The 15,396-nt window shown below is 34.2% G+C and carries 15 protein-coding genes and 1 other annotated feature; all 15 genes read right to left on the bottom strand.

The window, feature by feature from the left end:
* Positions 1–302: GTP-binding protein (locus BUA21_RS14020; protein WP_234973714.1), on the bottom strand; the 302-nt coding region annotated here is incomplete at its 3' end.
* A 23-nt stretch (positions 303–325) separates the two neighbouring features.
* Positions 326–2,395 carry an elongation factor G gene (gene fusA, locus BUA21_RS14015; protein ID WP_072745447.1) on the bottom strand — a complete coding sequence of 690 codons (2,070 nt, stop codon included), beginning with the start codon at positions 2,393–2,395 and terminating at the stop codon, positions 326–328.
* Between the two features lie 50 nt (positions 2,396–2,445).
* Positions 2,446–2,916 (bottom strand): 30S ribosomal protein S7, encoded by a 471-nt coding sequence (gene rpsG / locus BUA21_RS14010; RefSeq protein ID WP_072745446.1) that lies wholly within the window; start codon positions 2,914–2,916, stop codon positions 2,446–2,448.
* Between the two features lie 121 nt (positions 2,917–3,037).
* Entirely contained in the window at positions 3,038–3,454 is a 417-nt protein-coding gene (rpsL, locus tag BUA21_RS14005) for a 30S ribosomal protein S12 (protein ID WP_072745445.1), read from the bottom strand.
* Positions 3,455–3,481: 27 nt separating this feature from the next.
* Complete coding sequence (locus BUA21_RS14000) at positions 3,482–3,724, bottom strand: ribosomal L7Ae/L30e/S12e/Gadd45 family protein (protein ID WP_072745444.1); 243 nt, start codon at positions 3,722–3,724, stop codon at positions 3,482–3,484.
* 109 nt (positions 3,725–3,833) lie between these two features.
* Positions 3,834–7,373 (bottom strand): DNA-directed RNA polymerase subunit beta', encoded by a 3,540-nt coding sequence (rpoC, locus tag BUA21_RS13995; protein ID WP_072745443.1) that lies wholly within the window; start codon positions 7,371–7,373, stop codon positions 3,834–3,836.
* Positions 7,374–7,417: 44 nt separating this feature from the next.
* Entirely contained in the window at positions 7,418–11,077 is a 3,660-nt protein-coding gene (gene rpoB, locus BUA21_RS13990) for a DNA-directed RNA polymerase subunit beta (RefSeq protein ID WP_072745442.1), read from the bottom strand.
* Between the two features lie 252 nt (positions 11,078–11,329).
* Positions 11,330–11,713 carry a 50S ribosomal protein L7/L12 gene (gene rplL, locus BUA21_RS13985; RefSeq protein WP_072745441.1) on the bottom strand — a complete coding sequence of 128 codons (384 nt, stop codon included), beginning with the start codon at positions 11,711–11,713 and terminating at the stop codon, positions 11,330–11,332.
* 37 nt (positions 11,714–11,750) lie between these two features.
* Positions 11,751–12,278: a 50S ribosomal protein L10 gene (gene rplJ, locus BUA21_RS13980; RefSeq protein WP_072745440.1), complete on the bottom strand. Its 528-nt coding sequence runs from the start codon at positions 12,276–12,278 to the stop codon at positions 11,751–11,753.
* A 20-nt stretch (positions 12,279–12,298) separates the two neighbouring features.
* Positions 12,299–12,453: a sequence feature (ribosomal protein L10 leader region), on the bottom strand.
* A gap of 38 nt (positions 12,454–12,491) precedes the next feature.
* Positions 12,492–13,190, bottom strand: coding sequence for a 50S ribosomal protein L1 (gene rplA, locus BUA21_RS13975; protein ID WP_072745439.1), 699 nt, complete (start codon positions 13,188–13,190; stop codon positions 12,492–12,494).
* Positions 13,191–13,243: 53 nt separating this feature from the next.
* Complete coding sequence (gene rplK, locus BUA21_RS13970) at positions 13,244–13,669, bottom strand: 50S ribosomal protein L11 (protein ID WP_072745438.1); 426 nt, start codon at positions 13,667–13,669, stop codon at positions 13,244–13,246.
* Between the two features lie 69 nt (positions 13,670–13,738).
* Positions 13,739–14,287: a transcription termination/antitermination protein NusG gene (gene nusG, locus BUA21_RS13965; protein ID WP_199229074.1), complete on the bottom strand. Its 549-nt coding sequence runs from the start codon at positions 14,285–14,287 to the stop codon at positions 13,739–13,741.
* Positions 14,288–14,328: 41 nt separating this feature from the next.
* Entirely contained in the window at positions 14,329–14,502 is a 174-nt protein-coding gene (gene secE, locus BUA21_RS13960) for a preprotein translocase subunit SecE (protein WP_072745448.1), read from the bottom strand.
* Between the two features lie 64 nt (positions 14,503–14,566).
* Complete coding sequence (gene rpmG, locus BUA21_RS13955) at positions 14,567–14,716, bottom strand: 50S ribosomal protein L33 (RefSeq protein WP_072745437.1); 150 nt, start codon at positions 14,714–14,716, stop codon at positions 14,567–14,569.
* A 246-nt stretch (positions 14,717–14,962) separates the two neighbouring features.
* The coding region (locus tag BUA21_RS13950) for an EF-Tu C-terminal domain-related protein (RefSeq protein ID WP_327198062.1) at positions 14,963–15,396 on the bottom strand (434 nt) is incomplete at its 5' end.

Raw genomic sequence — 15,396 nt, 5'->3', positions numbered from 1 at the left:
TCCATTTGTGCTGCTCCTGTGATCATGTTCTTTACATAGTCAGCATGCCCTGGGCAGTCTACATGTGCGTAGTGACGATTTGCTGTTTCATATTCTACGTGAGATGTGGATATTGTTATCCCTCTTTCTCTTTCTTCTGGTGCTTTGTCTATATTGTCATAACTCATTATTTCTCCTGAGCCAAATCTTTGATTTAATACTGTTGTGATTGCTGCTGTCAATGTTGTTTTACCATGGTCTACGTGACCTATTGTTCCTATATTTACGTGTGGTTTGGTTCTCTCATAATGTGCTTTTCCCATTTTTTATTCCTCCTTGATGAAAGTTATTTGTCTCCTAATATTTTTTCTGCAATACTATTTGGTACTGCTTCATAGTGGTCGAATTGCATAGTATAAGTTCCTCTACCCTGAGTTTTAGAACGAAGATCTGTTGCATATCCAAACATTCCAGCTAGTGGTACAAACCCTCTTATGACTTGTGCTCCACTTCTTGTTTCCATTCCTTCAATTCTACCACGTCTACCATTTATATCTCCCATTACATCACCCATGTACTCTTCTGGTACTATTACTTCTACTTTCATAATAGGTTCCAATAGTACTGGTTTCGCCTTTTTAACTGTTTCTTTAAAGCCCATAGAACCAGCTATCTTAAAGGCCATTTCTGAAGAGTCTACTTCATGATATGAACCATCATATAATGTAACTTTCACATCTAACATTGGGTAGCCTCCTAGAATTCCGCTTTGCATAGCTTCTTGAATTCCATTGTCTACTGCTGGAATATATTCCTTTGGAATAGCTCCCCCTACTATTGCATTTATAAATTCATAACCCTTGCCTGGTTCGTTTGGTTCAATCTTAAGTTTAACATGACCATATTGTCCACGACCACCAGATTGTCTTACATATTTTCCTTCGCCTTCAGCTGGTATCGTAATAGACTCTTTATATGCTACTTGAGGGCTTCCTACATTTGCCTCTACTCTAAATTCTCTAAGAAGTCTATCTACTATTATTTCAAGATGCAATTCTCCCATACCTGCAATAATAGTTTGGCCTGTTTCTTCATCTGTATAAGTTCTAAATGTAGGATCTTCTTCTGCCAATTTTGCTAATGCTACACTCATCTTTTCTTGACTGGCTTTTGTCTTTGGTTCTATAGCTACATGTATTACTGGCTCTGGAAATTCCATAGATTCAAGAACAATTGGATTACTCTCATCACATAGAGTATCTCCTGTAGAAGTATCTTTTAGTCCTACTGCTGCAGCTATTTCTCCAGCATATACTTCATCTACTTCTTCTCTTTTGTTGGCATGCATAAGGAGAATTCTTCCTATTCTTTCTTTTTTGCCTTTTGAAGAGTTCAATACATAACTTCCTGATTTTAAAGTTCCTGAATACACTCTAAAATATGCAAGTTTTCCTACATATGGATCAGATACAATTTTAAAAGCTAATGCTGAAAATGGTTCATCATCTGATGACAACCTTTCTTCTTCAGTATCTGAAGTCAAATCTAATCCCTTGATTGGTGGGATATCTGTTGGAGCTGGCATATAGTCTATTATAGCGTCCAATAGTGGTTGAACTCCCTTGTTTTTGTAAGATGATCCACACAATACAGGAGTTATTTCAACATTTATTGTAGCAGTTCTTATGGCTTTTTTTATATCTTCTGAAGTTATTTCTTCTCCTTCAAGATATTTAACCATAAGTTCATCATCATGTTCTGACAATGCCTCCAACATTTTTTCTCTATATTCTAAGGCTAAAGCTTTCATATCCTCTGGTATATCAACTACTTCTATATTAGAACCTAATTCATCATTGTAAACTCTAGCATTCATCTCTATAAGGTCTACAATTCCTATAAAGCTATCTTCTTTTCCTATAGGTAGCTGCAAGGGGACTGGGCAAGCATTTAGTCTATCTCTTATCATATCTACTGCTCTAAAAAAGTCTGCTCCCAATATATCCATTTTATTGATAAAAGCCATACGAGGTACATTATATTTGTCAGCTTGACGCCATACCGTTTCAGATTGTGGTTCTACGCCGCCTTTAGCACAGAAAAGTGCCACTGCACCATCGAGAACACGAAGAGATCTTTCTACTTCAACAGTAAAATCCACGTGTCCTGGTGTGTCTATAATATTTATCCTGTGGTCTCTCCAGTGACAAGTTGTAGCTGCAGATGTAATTGTAATTCCTCTTTCCTGCTCCTGCTCCATCCAATCCATTTGAGCTGCCCCTTCATGGGTTTCTCCTAATTTATGAATTTTTCCAGTGTAAAAAAGTATTCTTTCAGTAGTTGTAGTTTTACCAGCATCTATATGAGCCATTATACCTATATTTCGAGTTTTTTCTAATGAAAAGTCTCTAGGCACAGTACTCCTCCTTTCTGTATATACGTCCCCAATTATTTATTTTAATCAAATTACCATCTATAATGTGCAAAAGCTTTGTTAGCTTCAGCCATTTTGTGAGTTTCTTCTCTTTTCTTAACACTTGCACCAGTATTGTTGGCTGCATCTATTATTTCTTTAGCTAGTCTTTCTTCCATCGTCTTTTCTCCTCTGGCTCTTGAATATCTAACAAGCCAACGAAGTCCTAAAGTTTCTCTTCTATCAGGTCTTACTTCAATTGGAACTTGATAAGTTGCTCCACCAATTCTTCTTGCCTTTACTTCTAATACAGGCATGATATTGTTCATAGCCTTATAGAATACTTCTATTGGTTCTTCACCAGTTTTTTCACCTACATAATCAAATGCTCCATATACAATCTTTTGTGCAGTTCCTTTTTTCCCATCTAACATTACTTGATTGATCAATTTTGTAACTATTTCCTCATTGTATATTGGATCTGGCATTACATATCTTTTTGATATATGTCCTTTTCTTGGCACTTTACTTCCCTCCTTAACCATTTAATAGTAGATTCATAGGTACTCGACAAAATAAATTGCCGTAGTGCGCAAAAATGCATCTATAATAAATGGAATTTTTTCCATGCATTTCTAGCACAAATTATTTTTTCTTAGGTTTTTTAGCACCATATTTGGATCTTGATTGCATTCTATTTTCTACACCAGCTGCATCAAGGGTTCCTCTGACAATATGGTATCTAACACCAGGTAGGTCCCTTACTCTTCCACCTCTTACTAGTACAACACTATGTTCTTGTAAGTTGTGTCCAATTCCAGGAATATAAGCTGTAACTTCCATACCATTTGTAAGTCTAACTCTGGCAACTTTTCTAAGTGCTGAGTTTGGCTTTTTAGGAGTAACAGTTTTTACTGCTGTACAAACTCCTCTTTTTTGTGGAGAATTTACCTCAGTAGTTCTTTTTTTAAGTGAGTTGAAATTCACTCCTAATGCTGGTGATTTGGATTTGTATACAACTTCTTCTCTACCTTTTCTTATCAATTGATTAATTGTTGGCATTTAGGCACCTCCCTCTATTTAGAGTATTTATTTTAATAATGCAGCATTTGCTGCATTTACATCAATACCACAAAGTTTACCCAATTCTTTCATTGTATCTACATAAACTATATCTATTGATTTCTCACTACATAGCTTTTTTATGTCTCTAACTACTCTTTCTTCCGCATCTTTTGCTATAAATACTGTAGCTACACTGTTGTTCAAAATAGCCCTTTTAACTTGTTTTGTACCGACAACTTTTTTGCATGTCTCTAACTCAGATAACATGAAAGTTTCCTCCTCCTTTTAAACATCTTAAAGATTATGTGGGAATTGTCCCACATAATCTTTAGTACAAAAGAGTCCACTTTAAATTACACACTTATACATTTTATCATCAGTTTTTTTCACTGTCAACAATATTTTTTTCTTGTATTTCTTCTATTTCTTGTATTTCTTCTATATTAGGTAATACTTCAACACTCTTATACCTTCTCATTCCAGTACCTGCTGGAATCAATTTACCTATTATGACATTCTCCTTAAGTCCTATTAAATTGTCTTCTTTCCCTTTTATAGCTGCATCTGTAAGAACCCTTGTCGTTTCTTGGAAAGATGCTGCTGAAAGGAATGAATCAGTAGCTAAACTTGCCTTTGTTATTCCTAAAAGTGCTCTTCTTCCAACTGCTGGCTTCCCACCAGATTTTTCTACTTCACTGTTAGTATCTTCAAATTCAGCTAAACTCACAAGACTACCAGGTAAAAAGTCTGTATCTCCGGATTCTTCAATTTTTACTTTACTCAACATCTGTTTCACAATTATTTCAATATGTTTATCATCTATGTCAACGCCTTGCAATCTATATACTCTTTGAACTTCTTTTACAATATAATTTTGTACTCCAGTAACACCTTTAATCTTTAGTATATCATGTGGGTTTACAGATCCTTCTGTTATCTCATCTCCAGCCTCAATAAAATCTCCAGTTCTAACTTTAAGTCTTGAACCATATGTTATATTGTAACTTCTAGATTCTCCATCTTTTGCCGTAACTATTACTTCTTTTTTCTTTTTAGCTTCATTTACAGTAACTTCTCCAGAAATTTCAGCTATAACGGCAAGTCCTTTTGGTTTCCTTGCTTCAAATAGTTCTTCAACTCTAGGAAGACCTTGAGTGATATCTGCACCAGCTACTCCACCCGTATGGAAAGTACGCATTGTAAGCTGTGTACCCGGTTCACCTATAGATTGAGCAGCTACTATACCTACAGATTCTCCAATATTAACTGTATCTCCAGTAGCTAAATTTCTACCATAGCATTTAGCACATACTCCATGTCGAGTCTTGCATCCCAGAACTGATCTTACCTTTACTTCTTCAATTCCAGCATCATTAATTTTATCTGCAATGTTCTCTGTTATCATTTCATTTTTGTGAACTATTATTTGTCCTGTTTCAGGATGGACTACATCTTCAAAAGAATATCTTCCAATGATTCTATCTCTTAATTCTTCAATGACTTCTTTTCCATCTTTAAAAGCTCTAGAAACTATATATTGATCTGTTCCACAGTCTTCTTCTCTGACTATTACATCTTGACTGACATCTACAAGTCTTCTAGTCAAATATCCTGAGTCAGCAGTTCTTAAAGCTGTATCTGCTAGACCTTTTCTGGAACCATGAGTTGAGATAAAGAACTCCAACACGCTTAGTCCTTCTCGGAAGTTGGATTTTATAGGAATCTCAACAGTTTGACCTGATGCATTTGCCATAAGTCCCCTCATACCAGCAAGTTGTCTGATTTGATTTTTACTACCCCTAGCTCCTGAATGAGCCATTATAAATACGTTATTTAAGTTATCAAGACCATTCATCAAAGCATCTGTCACTTCTTCAGTAGTATTGTTCCAAATTTCTATTACTCTTTCATATCTTTCTTCTTCTGAAATAAGACCTCTTCTATAGGATTTTTCAAGTTTATCTACTTCTGTCTCAGCTTTAGATATCAACTCTTCTTTTTCGTCTGGAACCTCTATATCACCCATACTTATAGTTATAGCTCCAATAGTCGAATAATGAAATCCAGTAGATTTTATATAATCAAGCACCTGAGCAGTTGTAGTATTCCCATGCTCTCTATAACATTTCTCTATGATTTTCCCAAGCATTTTCTTATCTACAAGAGTATCTATTTCAAGTGAATATTTATCCACGCTTCTGTCAACAAATCCTAAATCTTGTGGAATACCTTCATTGAATATGAATCTTCCTACTGTACTTTCAACCATTTGATTGCCATCTTCGCCAAAATTCAATCTTACTTTTACTTTTGCATGAATTCCTACTTCTTTATTATAAAATGCCATTAGCATTTCATCATAATCTTTAAATATTTTTCCTTCACCTTTTTCTCCTGGATTTTCTACAGTTAAATAATAACTTCCAAGTACCATATCTTGAGTTGGCGTTGTAATTGGTTTTCCATCTTTTGGAGCTAATATATTGTTTATTGAAAGCATAAGTAGCCTTGCTTCTGCTTGAGCTTCAGTGGATAGGGGAACATGGACTGCCATTTGGTCTCCATCAAAATCAGCATTGTAAGCGGTACAAACCAATGGATGAAGCTTTATAGCTTTTCCTTCAACCAATACTGGCTCAAAAGCTTGAATTCCTAATCTATGAAGAGTTGGAGCACGGTTCAATAGTACAGGATGGTCTTTTATGACATCATCTAATACATCCCATACAACTGGTTTTACTCTCTCAACCATTCTTTTTGCACTTTTTATATTATGTGCATATCCTTCTTCAACTAACTTCTTCATAACGAAAGGTTTAAATAGTTCAAGAGCCATTTTTTTAGGTAATCCACATTGATAAAATTTAAGTTCTGGACCTACAACTATTACAGATCTTCCTGAATAATCAACCCTCTTTCCAAGTAAGTTCTGTCTAAATCTACCTTGCTTTCCTTTAAGCATATCAGAAAGAGATTTAAGTGGTCTATTTCCAGGACCAGTTACAGGTCTTCCTCTTCTTCCGTTATCAATTAGGGCATCTACAGCTTCCTGAAGCATCCTCTTTTCATTTCTAACTATTATATCTGGTGCTCCTAAATCTAACAATCTCTTAAGTCTATTGTTTCTGTTTATAACTCTTCTATAAAGATCATTTAAATCTGAAGTTGCAAATCTGCCCCCATCTAATTGTACCATAGGTCTTAAATCAGGTGGTATAACAGGAATTACATCTAGTATCATCCATTCTGGTCTATTTCCCGACTTTCTGAAAGCTTCTACTACTTCTAATCTTCTAATGATCCTTATCCTTTTCTGACCTGTAGAATCCTTTAATTGCATTCTCAAGTCTTTTGCTTCACTATCTAAATCAATTTTTAATAAAAGCTCTTTTATAGCTTCTGCTCCCATTAAAGCCCTGAAGCTGTTTCCATACTTTTCTTGAGCTTCTCTATATTCAGCTTCTGTTAATAATTGCTTTTCTGATAAAGGTGTATCACCCGGCTGAATTACTATATAAGATGCAAAATATAGTACTTTCTCAAGAGCTCTTGGAGACATATCAAGCATAAGTCCCATTCTGCTAGGTATTCCTTTAAAATACCATATATGAGATACTGGTGCTGCTAGTTCAATATGTCCCATACGTTCTCTTCTAACTTTAGACTTTGTAACTTCTACACCACATCTATCACAAACTACGCCCTTATATCTTACTCTCTTGTACTTACCACAGTGGCATTCCCAGTCCTTTGTAGGCCCAAAAATCTTTTCACAAAATAGTCCTTCCTTTTCAGGCTTTAAAGTTCTGTAATTTATTGTTTCTGGTTTTTTCACTTCTCCTTTAGACCATTGTCTAATCTTTTCTGGTGAAGCTAATCCAATCTTTATTGACTCAAAATTGTTTAATTCATACAAGGAGCTTTCTCTCCCTTCTATAATAAAGTTTCAGCTTTTTTTAATTAAAAATCATAATCATCGTAATTATCTTCTTCTAAATCTTGTTCCTCTTCTTCAGCATCATCATATTTTGTCTTATCAGATTTATCATCAACCATATCTTCTCCAATTAACTCTAAATCTGTTATATCATCATCTTCATCGACAGATTCTTTAATTTCTATTTCATTATCTTCCTCTGTCAATACTTTCACATCAAGTGCCAAACTCTGTAATTCTTTTATCAATACTTTAAATGATTCTGGAACTCCAGGTTCAGGAATATTTTCACCTTTTACTATAGCTTCATAAGTTTTTACACGGCCAACCACATCATCAGATTTAACAGTAAGTATTTCCTGAAGGGTATGAGATGCACCATAAGCCTCCAATGCCCATACTTCCATTTCTCCAAATCTTTGACCACCAAATTGTGCTTTCCCGCCAAGAGGTTGCTGTGTAACTAATGAATAAGGTCCTGTACTTCTTGCATGAATTTTATCATCTACTAAATGGTGAAGTTTCAGCATATACATATAACCCACTGTAACAGGATTGTTGAAACATTCTCCACTTCTTCCATCTCTTAACCAAATCTTCCCATTTTCAGGATAATCCGCTTCTCTTAATGCGTCTATTATGTCTTGTTCATTTGCTCCATCAAATACCGGCGTTGCTACATGCCAACCTAGTTTTTTTGCTGCCAATCCCAAATGGACTTCTAATACTTGACCTAAATTCATACGAGAAGGAACTCCTAATGGGTTTAAAACTACATCTACAGGAGTACCATCTGGCAAATAAGGCATATCTTCTTCTGGAAGTATTCTTGATATAACGCCTTTGTTTCCATGACGTCCGCACACCTTATCTCCTACATTTATCTTTCTTTTAGTAGCTATATATACCCTCACCATTTCATTTACACCTGGTGGAAGCTCATCACCATTTTCTCTTGTAAATATCTTTACATCTAATATGATTCCCGTCTCTCCATGAGGAACCCTTAAAGATGTGTCTCTTACTTCTCTAGCCTTTTCACCAAATATAGCTCTTAAGAGTCTTTCTTCTGCCGTAAGTTCAGTTTCACCCTTTGGTGTCACTTTTCCTACAAGTATATCTCCTGATTTAACTTCTGCTCCTATTCTTATGATACCTCTTTCATCTAAATCCTTGAGCATATCCTCTCCTACATTTGGTATGTCTCTAGTTATTTCTTCTGGTCCCAGTTTGGTATCTCTTGCTTCTGATTCATATTCTTCTATATGAACAGAAGTAAGTACATCCTCTTTAACTAATCTTTCATTTATAAGAACAGCATCTTCATAGTTGTAACCTTCCCAAGTCATGAAAGCTACAAGTAAATTCTTACCTAATGCTATTTCTCCTTCATCAGTACTTGGTCCATCAGCAATAACTTGACCTTTTTTTACTTTTTCATTTTCTTCAACAATAGGTCTTTGATTTATACATGTTCCTTGATTTGAACGTTTGAATTTTAAAAGCTTATATTTATCTATTTGTCCATCTTCATCTCTTTTGATGAGTATTTGATTTGACGAAACTTTTAAAACAGTTCCACTATGCCTTGCAAGTACAACAACTCCCGAATCCATTGCAGCCTTATATTCAATACCTGTTCCTATAATTGGTGACTCCGTTTTTAGTAAAGGTACTGCTTGACGCTGCATATTGGAACCCATCAATGCTCTATTGGCATCATCATTTTCTAGAAAAGGAATCATGGCAGTTCCTACTGAAACTATTTGTTTTGGTGAAACATCCATATAACTTGCATCACTGCTTGAGAAAATATCTATAATGCCATTTTTCCCTCTAGCAATAATTCGTTTATTTATAAATCTTCCTTCCTCGTCTAATTCTTCATTGGATTGAGCAATTATAAATTCATCTTCTACATCAGCAGTCAAATATTCTATTTTATTTGTTACAACTCCACGTTTTCTATCTACTTTTCTATATGGAACCTCTATAAAACCATACTCATTAATTCTCGCATATGTGGTTAAAGAAGTTATAAGACCAATATTAGGTCCTTCTGGTGTCTCTATAGGACACATTCTGCCATAGTGAGAATGATGAACGTCTCTAACCTCAAATCCAGCCCTATCTCTACTAAGCCCTCCTGGTCCCAATGCAGACATTCTTCTTTTATGCGTAAGTTCTGCAAGTGGATTTGTCTGATCCATAAATTGAGATAACTGGCTGCTGCCAAAAAATTCTTTTATGGATGCAACGACAGGACGTATATTTATAAGAGCTTGAGGGGTTGCCACATCTATATCTTGAATAGTCATTCTCTCTCTAACTACTCTTTCCATTCTTGAAAGGCCAATTCTAAATTGATTCTGAAGAAGTTCTCCAACTGATCTAAGTCTTCTATTTCCTAAATGATCAATATCATCTGTGTTTCCTATTCCAAAAAACAAGTTAAATTCATAATTTATACTTGCTATAATATCATCTTTTATAATATGCTTAGGAGAAAGTTCTCTAATTCTTTCCTTCATTGCTTCTTTCAACTCTGAAGGATCCTCATAAGTTTCTATAAGTTCATGCATCAGTGGATAATAAACTTTTTCTTTTATTCCTATATCTTCCGTGGAAAAAGGAAGATTAAATGAATTTATATCCACAAAATTGTTTCCTATTACTCGAACAATTTTTCCATCTCCTAAAACCAAATCAACCTTATTTATTCCGCTATTCTCTATCTCAATAGCTTTTTCCCTATCTATCTTTTCTCCACTTTCAACTAATATTTCACCAGTAATAGGATTTACAATATCTTCACTTGCTCTTTCTCCTACAATCCTGTTATATAGGGCTAATTTTTTGTTGAATTTATACCTACCCACTTTTGCTAAATCATATCTTTTAGGATCAAAAAATAAATTATTTATCAAAGTCTTAGCACTTTCAACAGTAGGAGGTTCTCCAGGTCTCAGCCTTTTATATATTTCTATTAGACCTTCTTCTTGAGTCTTTGTATTATCTTTTTCTATTGTCTTTAATACTTGTTCAGTTTCACCTAACAACTCAACTATTTCTATATTGCTGCTATAGCCTAGTGCTCTTAGAAGTGTAGTTACAGTTAATTTCCTTGTTCTATCTACTCTGACGTATACAATATCATTAGAGTCCGTCTCATACTCCAACCACGCTCCTCTATTAGGAATTACCGTTCCAGAATAGAGCCTCTTACCTCCTTTATCAATTTCTTGTCCATAATAAACTCCGGGAGATCTAACTAACTGACTTACAACAACCCTTTCTGCACCATTAATAATAAAAGTACCTTTTTCAGTCATCAGAGGGAAGTCCCCCATAAATACTTCTTGTTCTTTTACTTCACCAGTTTCCTTGTTTATAAGTCTAACCTTTACTTTAAGTGGCGCTGAATAATTTGCATCTCTTTCTCTTGCCTCATCTTCATCGTATTTTGGATCTTCTCCTATATAGTAATCAACAAATTCCAGTATTAAATTTCCTGTATAGTCTTGTATAGGAGAAATATCTTCAAACACTTCTCTCAGCCCTTCCTCTAAAAACCAATCATAAGAGCTTTTTTGTACTTCAATTAAATCTGGCAAGTCTAATACTTCATTGATTCTTGAATAACTCATCCTAACACTTTTGCCGTATGTAACAGGATGCACCATGTAAAATTCACCCCTTATTAAAACTAAAATAGCCAAAAGTAATTGGTTACTTTTGGTAATTCTCATAAAAGTATATCTATTATAATATAGCCATTTTTAAAAATTTTTATTCATTCTGTCTATAACTTCGATTATTATGCATCTTATGATACTAGCACATTGATTTGAATATGTCAAGAAATATTTTCTGTATAATGGATAAAAATATAATTAAATAAAAAAGGCTTTCTTTTGAAAGCCTTTTTAAATTTATTACTTTAATTCTACGCTTGCTCCTGCTTCTTCTAATTTAGCTTTAATTTGTTCTGCTTCTTCTTTAGCAGCTCCTTCTTTAACAGCCTTTGGAGCACCATCTACTAAATCTTTAGCTTCTTTTAGTCCTAATCCAGTAATTTCTCTCACAACTTTTATAACTTTAATTTTTTCAGCTCCTGCACTTGTTAAAACAACATCAAATTCTGATTTTTCTTCTGCCGCTGGTGCTCCGGCACCTGCTGCTGGTGCTGCTGCTACTGCTACTGGTGCTTGTGCACTAACTCCAAATTCTTCTTCTAATGCTTTAACTAATTCTGATAATTCTAAAACAGTAAGGTTTTTAACCTCTTCAATTAAGTTTTGAACTTTTTCGCTTGCCATTTCAAAATCCCTCCATATTTTTTCGTTTTTTTATTTTTTAGGCTTCCTGTTGTTCTCTAATAGCATTTAATGCATATACAAGATTTCTAATGTTTCCTTGAAGGACATTAACAAATCCTGATATAGTTCCATTGAGGCCTCCAAGAACTTGGGCAATAAGTACTTCCCTTGATGGTAAACTAGCCAACTCTTTAATTTCATCAACACTAATTATTTTACCATCAACAATACCTGCCTTAATTTCTAAATTCTTATGATCTTTTGCAAAATTATTAGCTATTTTAGCTGCTTGAACTGGATCTTCAAGTCCAAAAGCTATTGCATTTGGTCCAGTTAAAAATTGATTAAAATCTTCATAACCTGCATCTTTAAAAGCAAATCTCATCAAAGTATTTTTATATACTTTATAGTCTACGCCTGCTTCTCTATACTGCTTTCTCAATTCTGTCAATTCTTCAACATCTAGCCCTCTATAATCTACTAATACTACAGCTTGAGAGTTTGATATTTTTTCTTTTATTTCATCTACTACTTCTTGCTTTTTTTGAAGTACTTGTTCTTTCACAAGTTTCACCTCCTTAGGATGAACACGCAAATAAAGGTCTCTCCGTAGACTTGGAGAGACCTTTTCTCTATAATTAATTTTATAAATTAACATATTAGAGTTCACTGCCTCACCTCGGTAGGAATATTTAAACCTTATCGGTTCCTACTGTCTACGGCGAATCTATTTAATTAACGAAAATAATTTTATCAATAAAAAATATCTTTGTCAATACTATTCCGCTAATTTTTGTCCATTTATTTTAATTCCAGGTCCCATAGTACTTGAAAGCACTACACTCTTTAGGTATCTACCTTTTGCTGACGCTGGTTTTGCTTTAATTATAGCTCCCATTATAGTGTCAAAGTTTTCTTTTAATTTTTCAGTTCCAAAAGAAGCTTTTCCTATAGGAACGTGGATAATACTACTTTTATCTACTCTATATTCAACTTTACCTGCTTTAATATCCTTAATAGCTTTCTCTATCTCAAATGTAACTGTACCAGATTTAGGATTTGGCATCAAACCTTTAGGTCCTAAAATTCTTCCCAATCTACCTACAACTCCCATCATATCTGGAGTAGCAACAACTACATCATAATCAAACCAGTTTTCATTTTGAATCTTTGCAACTAATTCTTCTCCACCAACATAATCTGCTCCAGCATTTTCAGCCTCTTTAACTTTTTCGCCTTTTGCAAAAACTAGTACTTTTCTTGTTTTACCAGTACCATGAGGCAATACTATTGCTCCTCTAACTTGTTGGTCTGCATGTCTTGGATCAACACCAAGTCTCACTGAAAGCTCAATTGTCTCGTCAAATTTTGCTTTAGCTGTTTTTTGAACAAGTTCTATAGCTTCCAATGGATCATATTGATTAGTTCTATCTACTAACTTTAAACTATCTTGATAATCTTTACCTCTCTTTGTCATCTATATACCTCCTTGTGGTTTTAACGGAAAATCCTCCCACTTATTTCCTTACCTTATTCTTCAACTACAATACCCATACTTCTTGCAGTTCCAGCCACCATATTCATAGCAGCTTCTATGCTCCCTGCATTTAAGTCAGGCATTTTTATTTCTGCAATTTCTCTAACCTTATCCTTTGAAATCTTAGCAACTTTTTTCTTGTTAGGTTCACCAGAACCCGATTCTAATCCAACCGCCTTTTTCAATAATATTGATACAGGTGGAGTCTTTGTAATGAATGTAAATGATCTATCTTGGTAAACTGTAAGAACTACTGGAATTATCATACCAGCTTGATCTGCAGTTTTAGCGTTAAACTCTTTTGTAAATTGCATAATATTTACACCATGAGGTCCTAATGCTGTACCTACTGGTGGTGCTGGTGTTGCTTTCCCAGCTGGAATTTGTAACTTAACTACAGCTATAACTTTCTTTGCCATATATTTACACCTCCTTGTTCCCTTTAAAAACATCTATTTTAAAAAGCTTATTAGCTTTTATAAACCAAATCACATCTTTTCTACTTGTTCAAAATCTAATTCAACAAGAGTTTCTCTTCCAAACATGGAAACATAAACTTTTACTTTCTTTTTTTCTATATTGATACTGTCTACCGTTCCCATGAAATTCTCAAATGGTCCTGATACAACTCTAACAGAATCTTTTTCTTTTAAATCAATATTTATCTCATTTATCTCTTGAACACCTAGTGCTTTAACTTCTGCATCTGTAAGGGGAATTGGTTTTGAACCAGGCCCAACAAATCCAGTAACTCCTCTTGTATTTCTAACAAGATACCAAGATTCATCATTCACTATCATTTTGACAATAACATATCCAGGAAACAATTTTCTTTCCTTTACTTTTTTCTTTCCAGACTTAGTTTCAACATATTCTTCTGTAGGAACTATCACTTCAAATATATCATCAATCATTCCCCTGTTTTCAACCATCTTTTCTATATTAGCTTTTACCTTGTTTTCATGACCAGAATAAGTATGAACTACATACCATTTAGCCTTTTTAGCTCTTTCCGCTCTGTTTTCGTCTTTATCCATCATAAGTATGGGGACCACAAACAGTCCTTCCCTCCTTCATATTACTTAATAATTAATGATAATAGGCGAGTGATTCCTAAGTCTAGTACCCAAACAATCAAACCCACTATAACACACATCAAAATAACAACACCAGTATAATTGACCAATTCTTTTTTTGAAGGCCAAATAACTTTTTTTGTTTCAGCTTTTACCCCTTTAAAATAAGTACTCATCTTCCCTTTATTTGCACTGGTTTGAGTAGACACTTTTAACTCACATCCTTACCTTTAATCTTTTTTACTTTGTTTCTTTGTGTAATGTATGAGTTTTACAGAATTTGCAGTATTTTTTTAGTTCAATTCTTTCTGAATTATTTTTTTTATTTTTAGATGTAGTATAATTTCTTTGTTTACACTCTGTACAAGCTAAAATAACCCTATCTCTCAATTGAGCCACCTCCTAGGAAAAAAATATATATATGAACCTTGAGTATATTTCGGGTACAAAAACCCAATCTAACTACATTACTTTATATAAACTATCACAAAATAAATATTATGTCAATAAAAAATTACTAAGCCCATAAACTTTTCAGTCTATAAAAGTTTATGTAATTTTAGACTTTTTATCCACTTTTTATACTTATTTTACCCTTAAAAAAGACTAGGTCAAAAGACCCAGTCTTTCTATAAACTACTTAATGATCTTTGAAACAACTCCTGCTCCTACAGTTCTTCCACCTTCACGAATAGCAAATCTTAATCCTTCTTCCATTGCTATTGGTGTGATTAATTCGATGAAGAATTTAGCGTTATCTCCTGGCATTACCATTTCTGTTCCTTCTTCTAGTTCTATGTTCCCTGTTACGTCTGTTGTTCTAAAGTAAAATTGTGGTCTATATCCATTAAAGAATGGTGTATGTCTTCCACCTTCTTCTTTTGTCAATACATATACTTCTGCTTCGAATTTTGTATGTGGTGTTATACTACCTGGTTTTGCTAGTACTTGCCCTCTTTCTATTTCTGTTCTTTGTACTCCTCTTAGTAGTGCTCCTATATTGTCTCCTGCTTGTGCTTCGTCTAGAATCTTTCTAAACATTTCTACTCCTGTTACTACTACTGTTCTTG

The organism is Sporanaerobacter acetigenes DSM 13106 (assembly GCF_900130025.1).
In the GTDB taxonomy this organism is placed as follows: domain Bacteria; phylum Bacillota; class Clostridia; order Tissierellales; family Sporanaerobacteraceae; genus Sporanaerobacter; species Sporanaerobacter acetigenes.
This window is presented reverse-complemented; position numbering and strand designations above follow the sequence as displayed.

Excerpts from the sequence above, each read along its gene's own strand:
- nusG (WP_199229074.1), bottom strand. The coding sequence starts at position 14,287 with ATGGATAAAGACGAAAACAGAGCGGAAAGAGCTAAAAAGGCTAAATGG.
- secE (WP_072745448.1), bottom strand. The coding sequence starts at position 14,502 with ATGAGTACTTATTTTAAAGGGGTAAAAGCTGAAACAAAAAAAGTTATT.
- rplK (WP_072745438.1), bottom strand. The coding sequence starts at position 13,669 with ATGGCAAAGAAAGTTATAGCTGTAGTTAAGTTACAAATTCCAGCTGGG.
- rplL (WP_072745441.1), bottom strand. The coding sequence starts at position 11,713 with ATGGCAAGCGAAAAAGTTCAAAACTTAATTGAAGAGGTTAAAAACCTT.
- rpsL (WP_072745445.1), bottom strand. The coding sequence starts at position 3,454 with ATGCCAACAATTAATCAATTGATAAGAAAAGGTAGAGAAGAAGTTGTA.
- rplA (WP_072745439.1), bottom strand. The coding sequence starts at position 13,190 with ATGACAAAGAGAGGTAAAGATTATCAAGATAGTTTAAAGTTAGTAGAT.
- rpoB (WP_072745442.1), bottom strand. The coding sequence starts at position 11,077 with ATGGTGCATCCTGTTACATACGGCAAAAGTGTTAGGATGAGTTATTCA.
- BUA21_RS14000 (WP_072745444.1), bottom strand. The coding sequence starts at position 3,724 with ATGTTATCTGAGTTAGAGACATGCAAAAAAGTTGTCGGTACAAAACAA.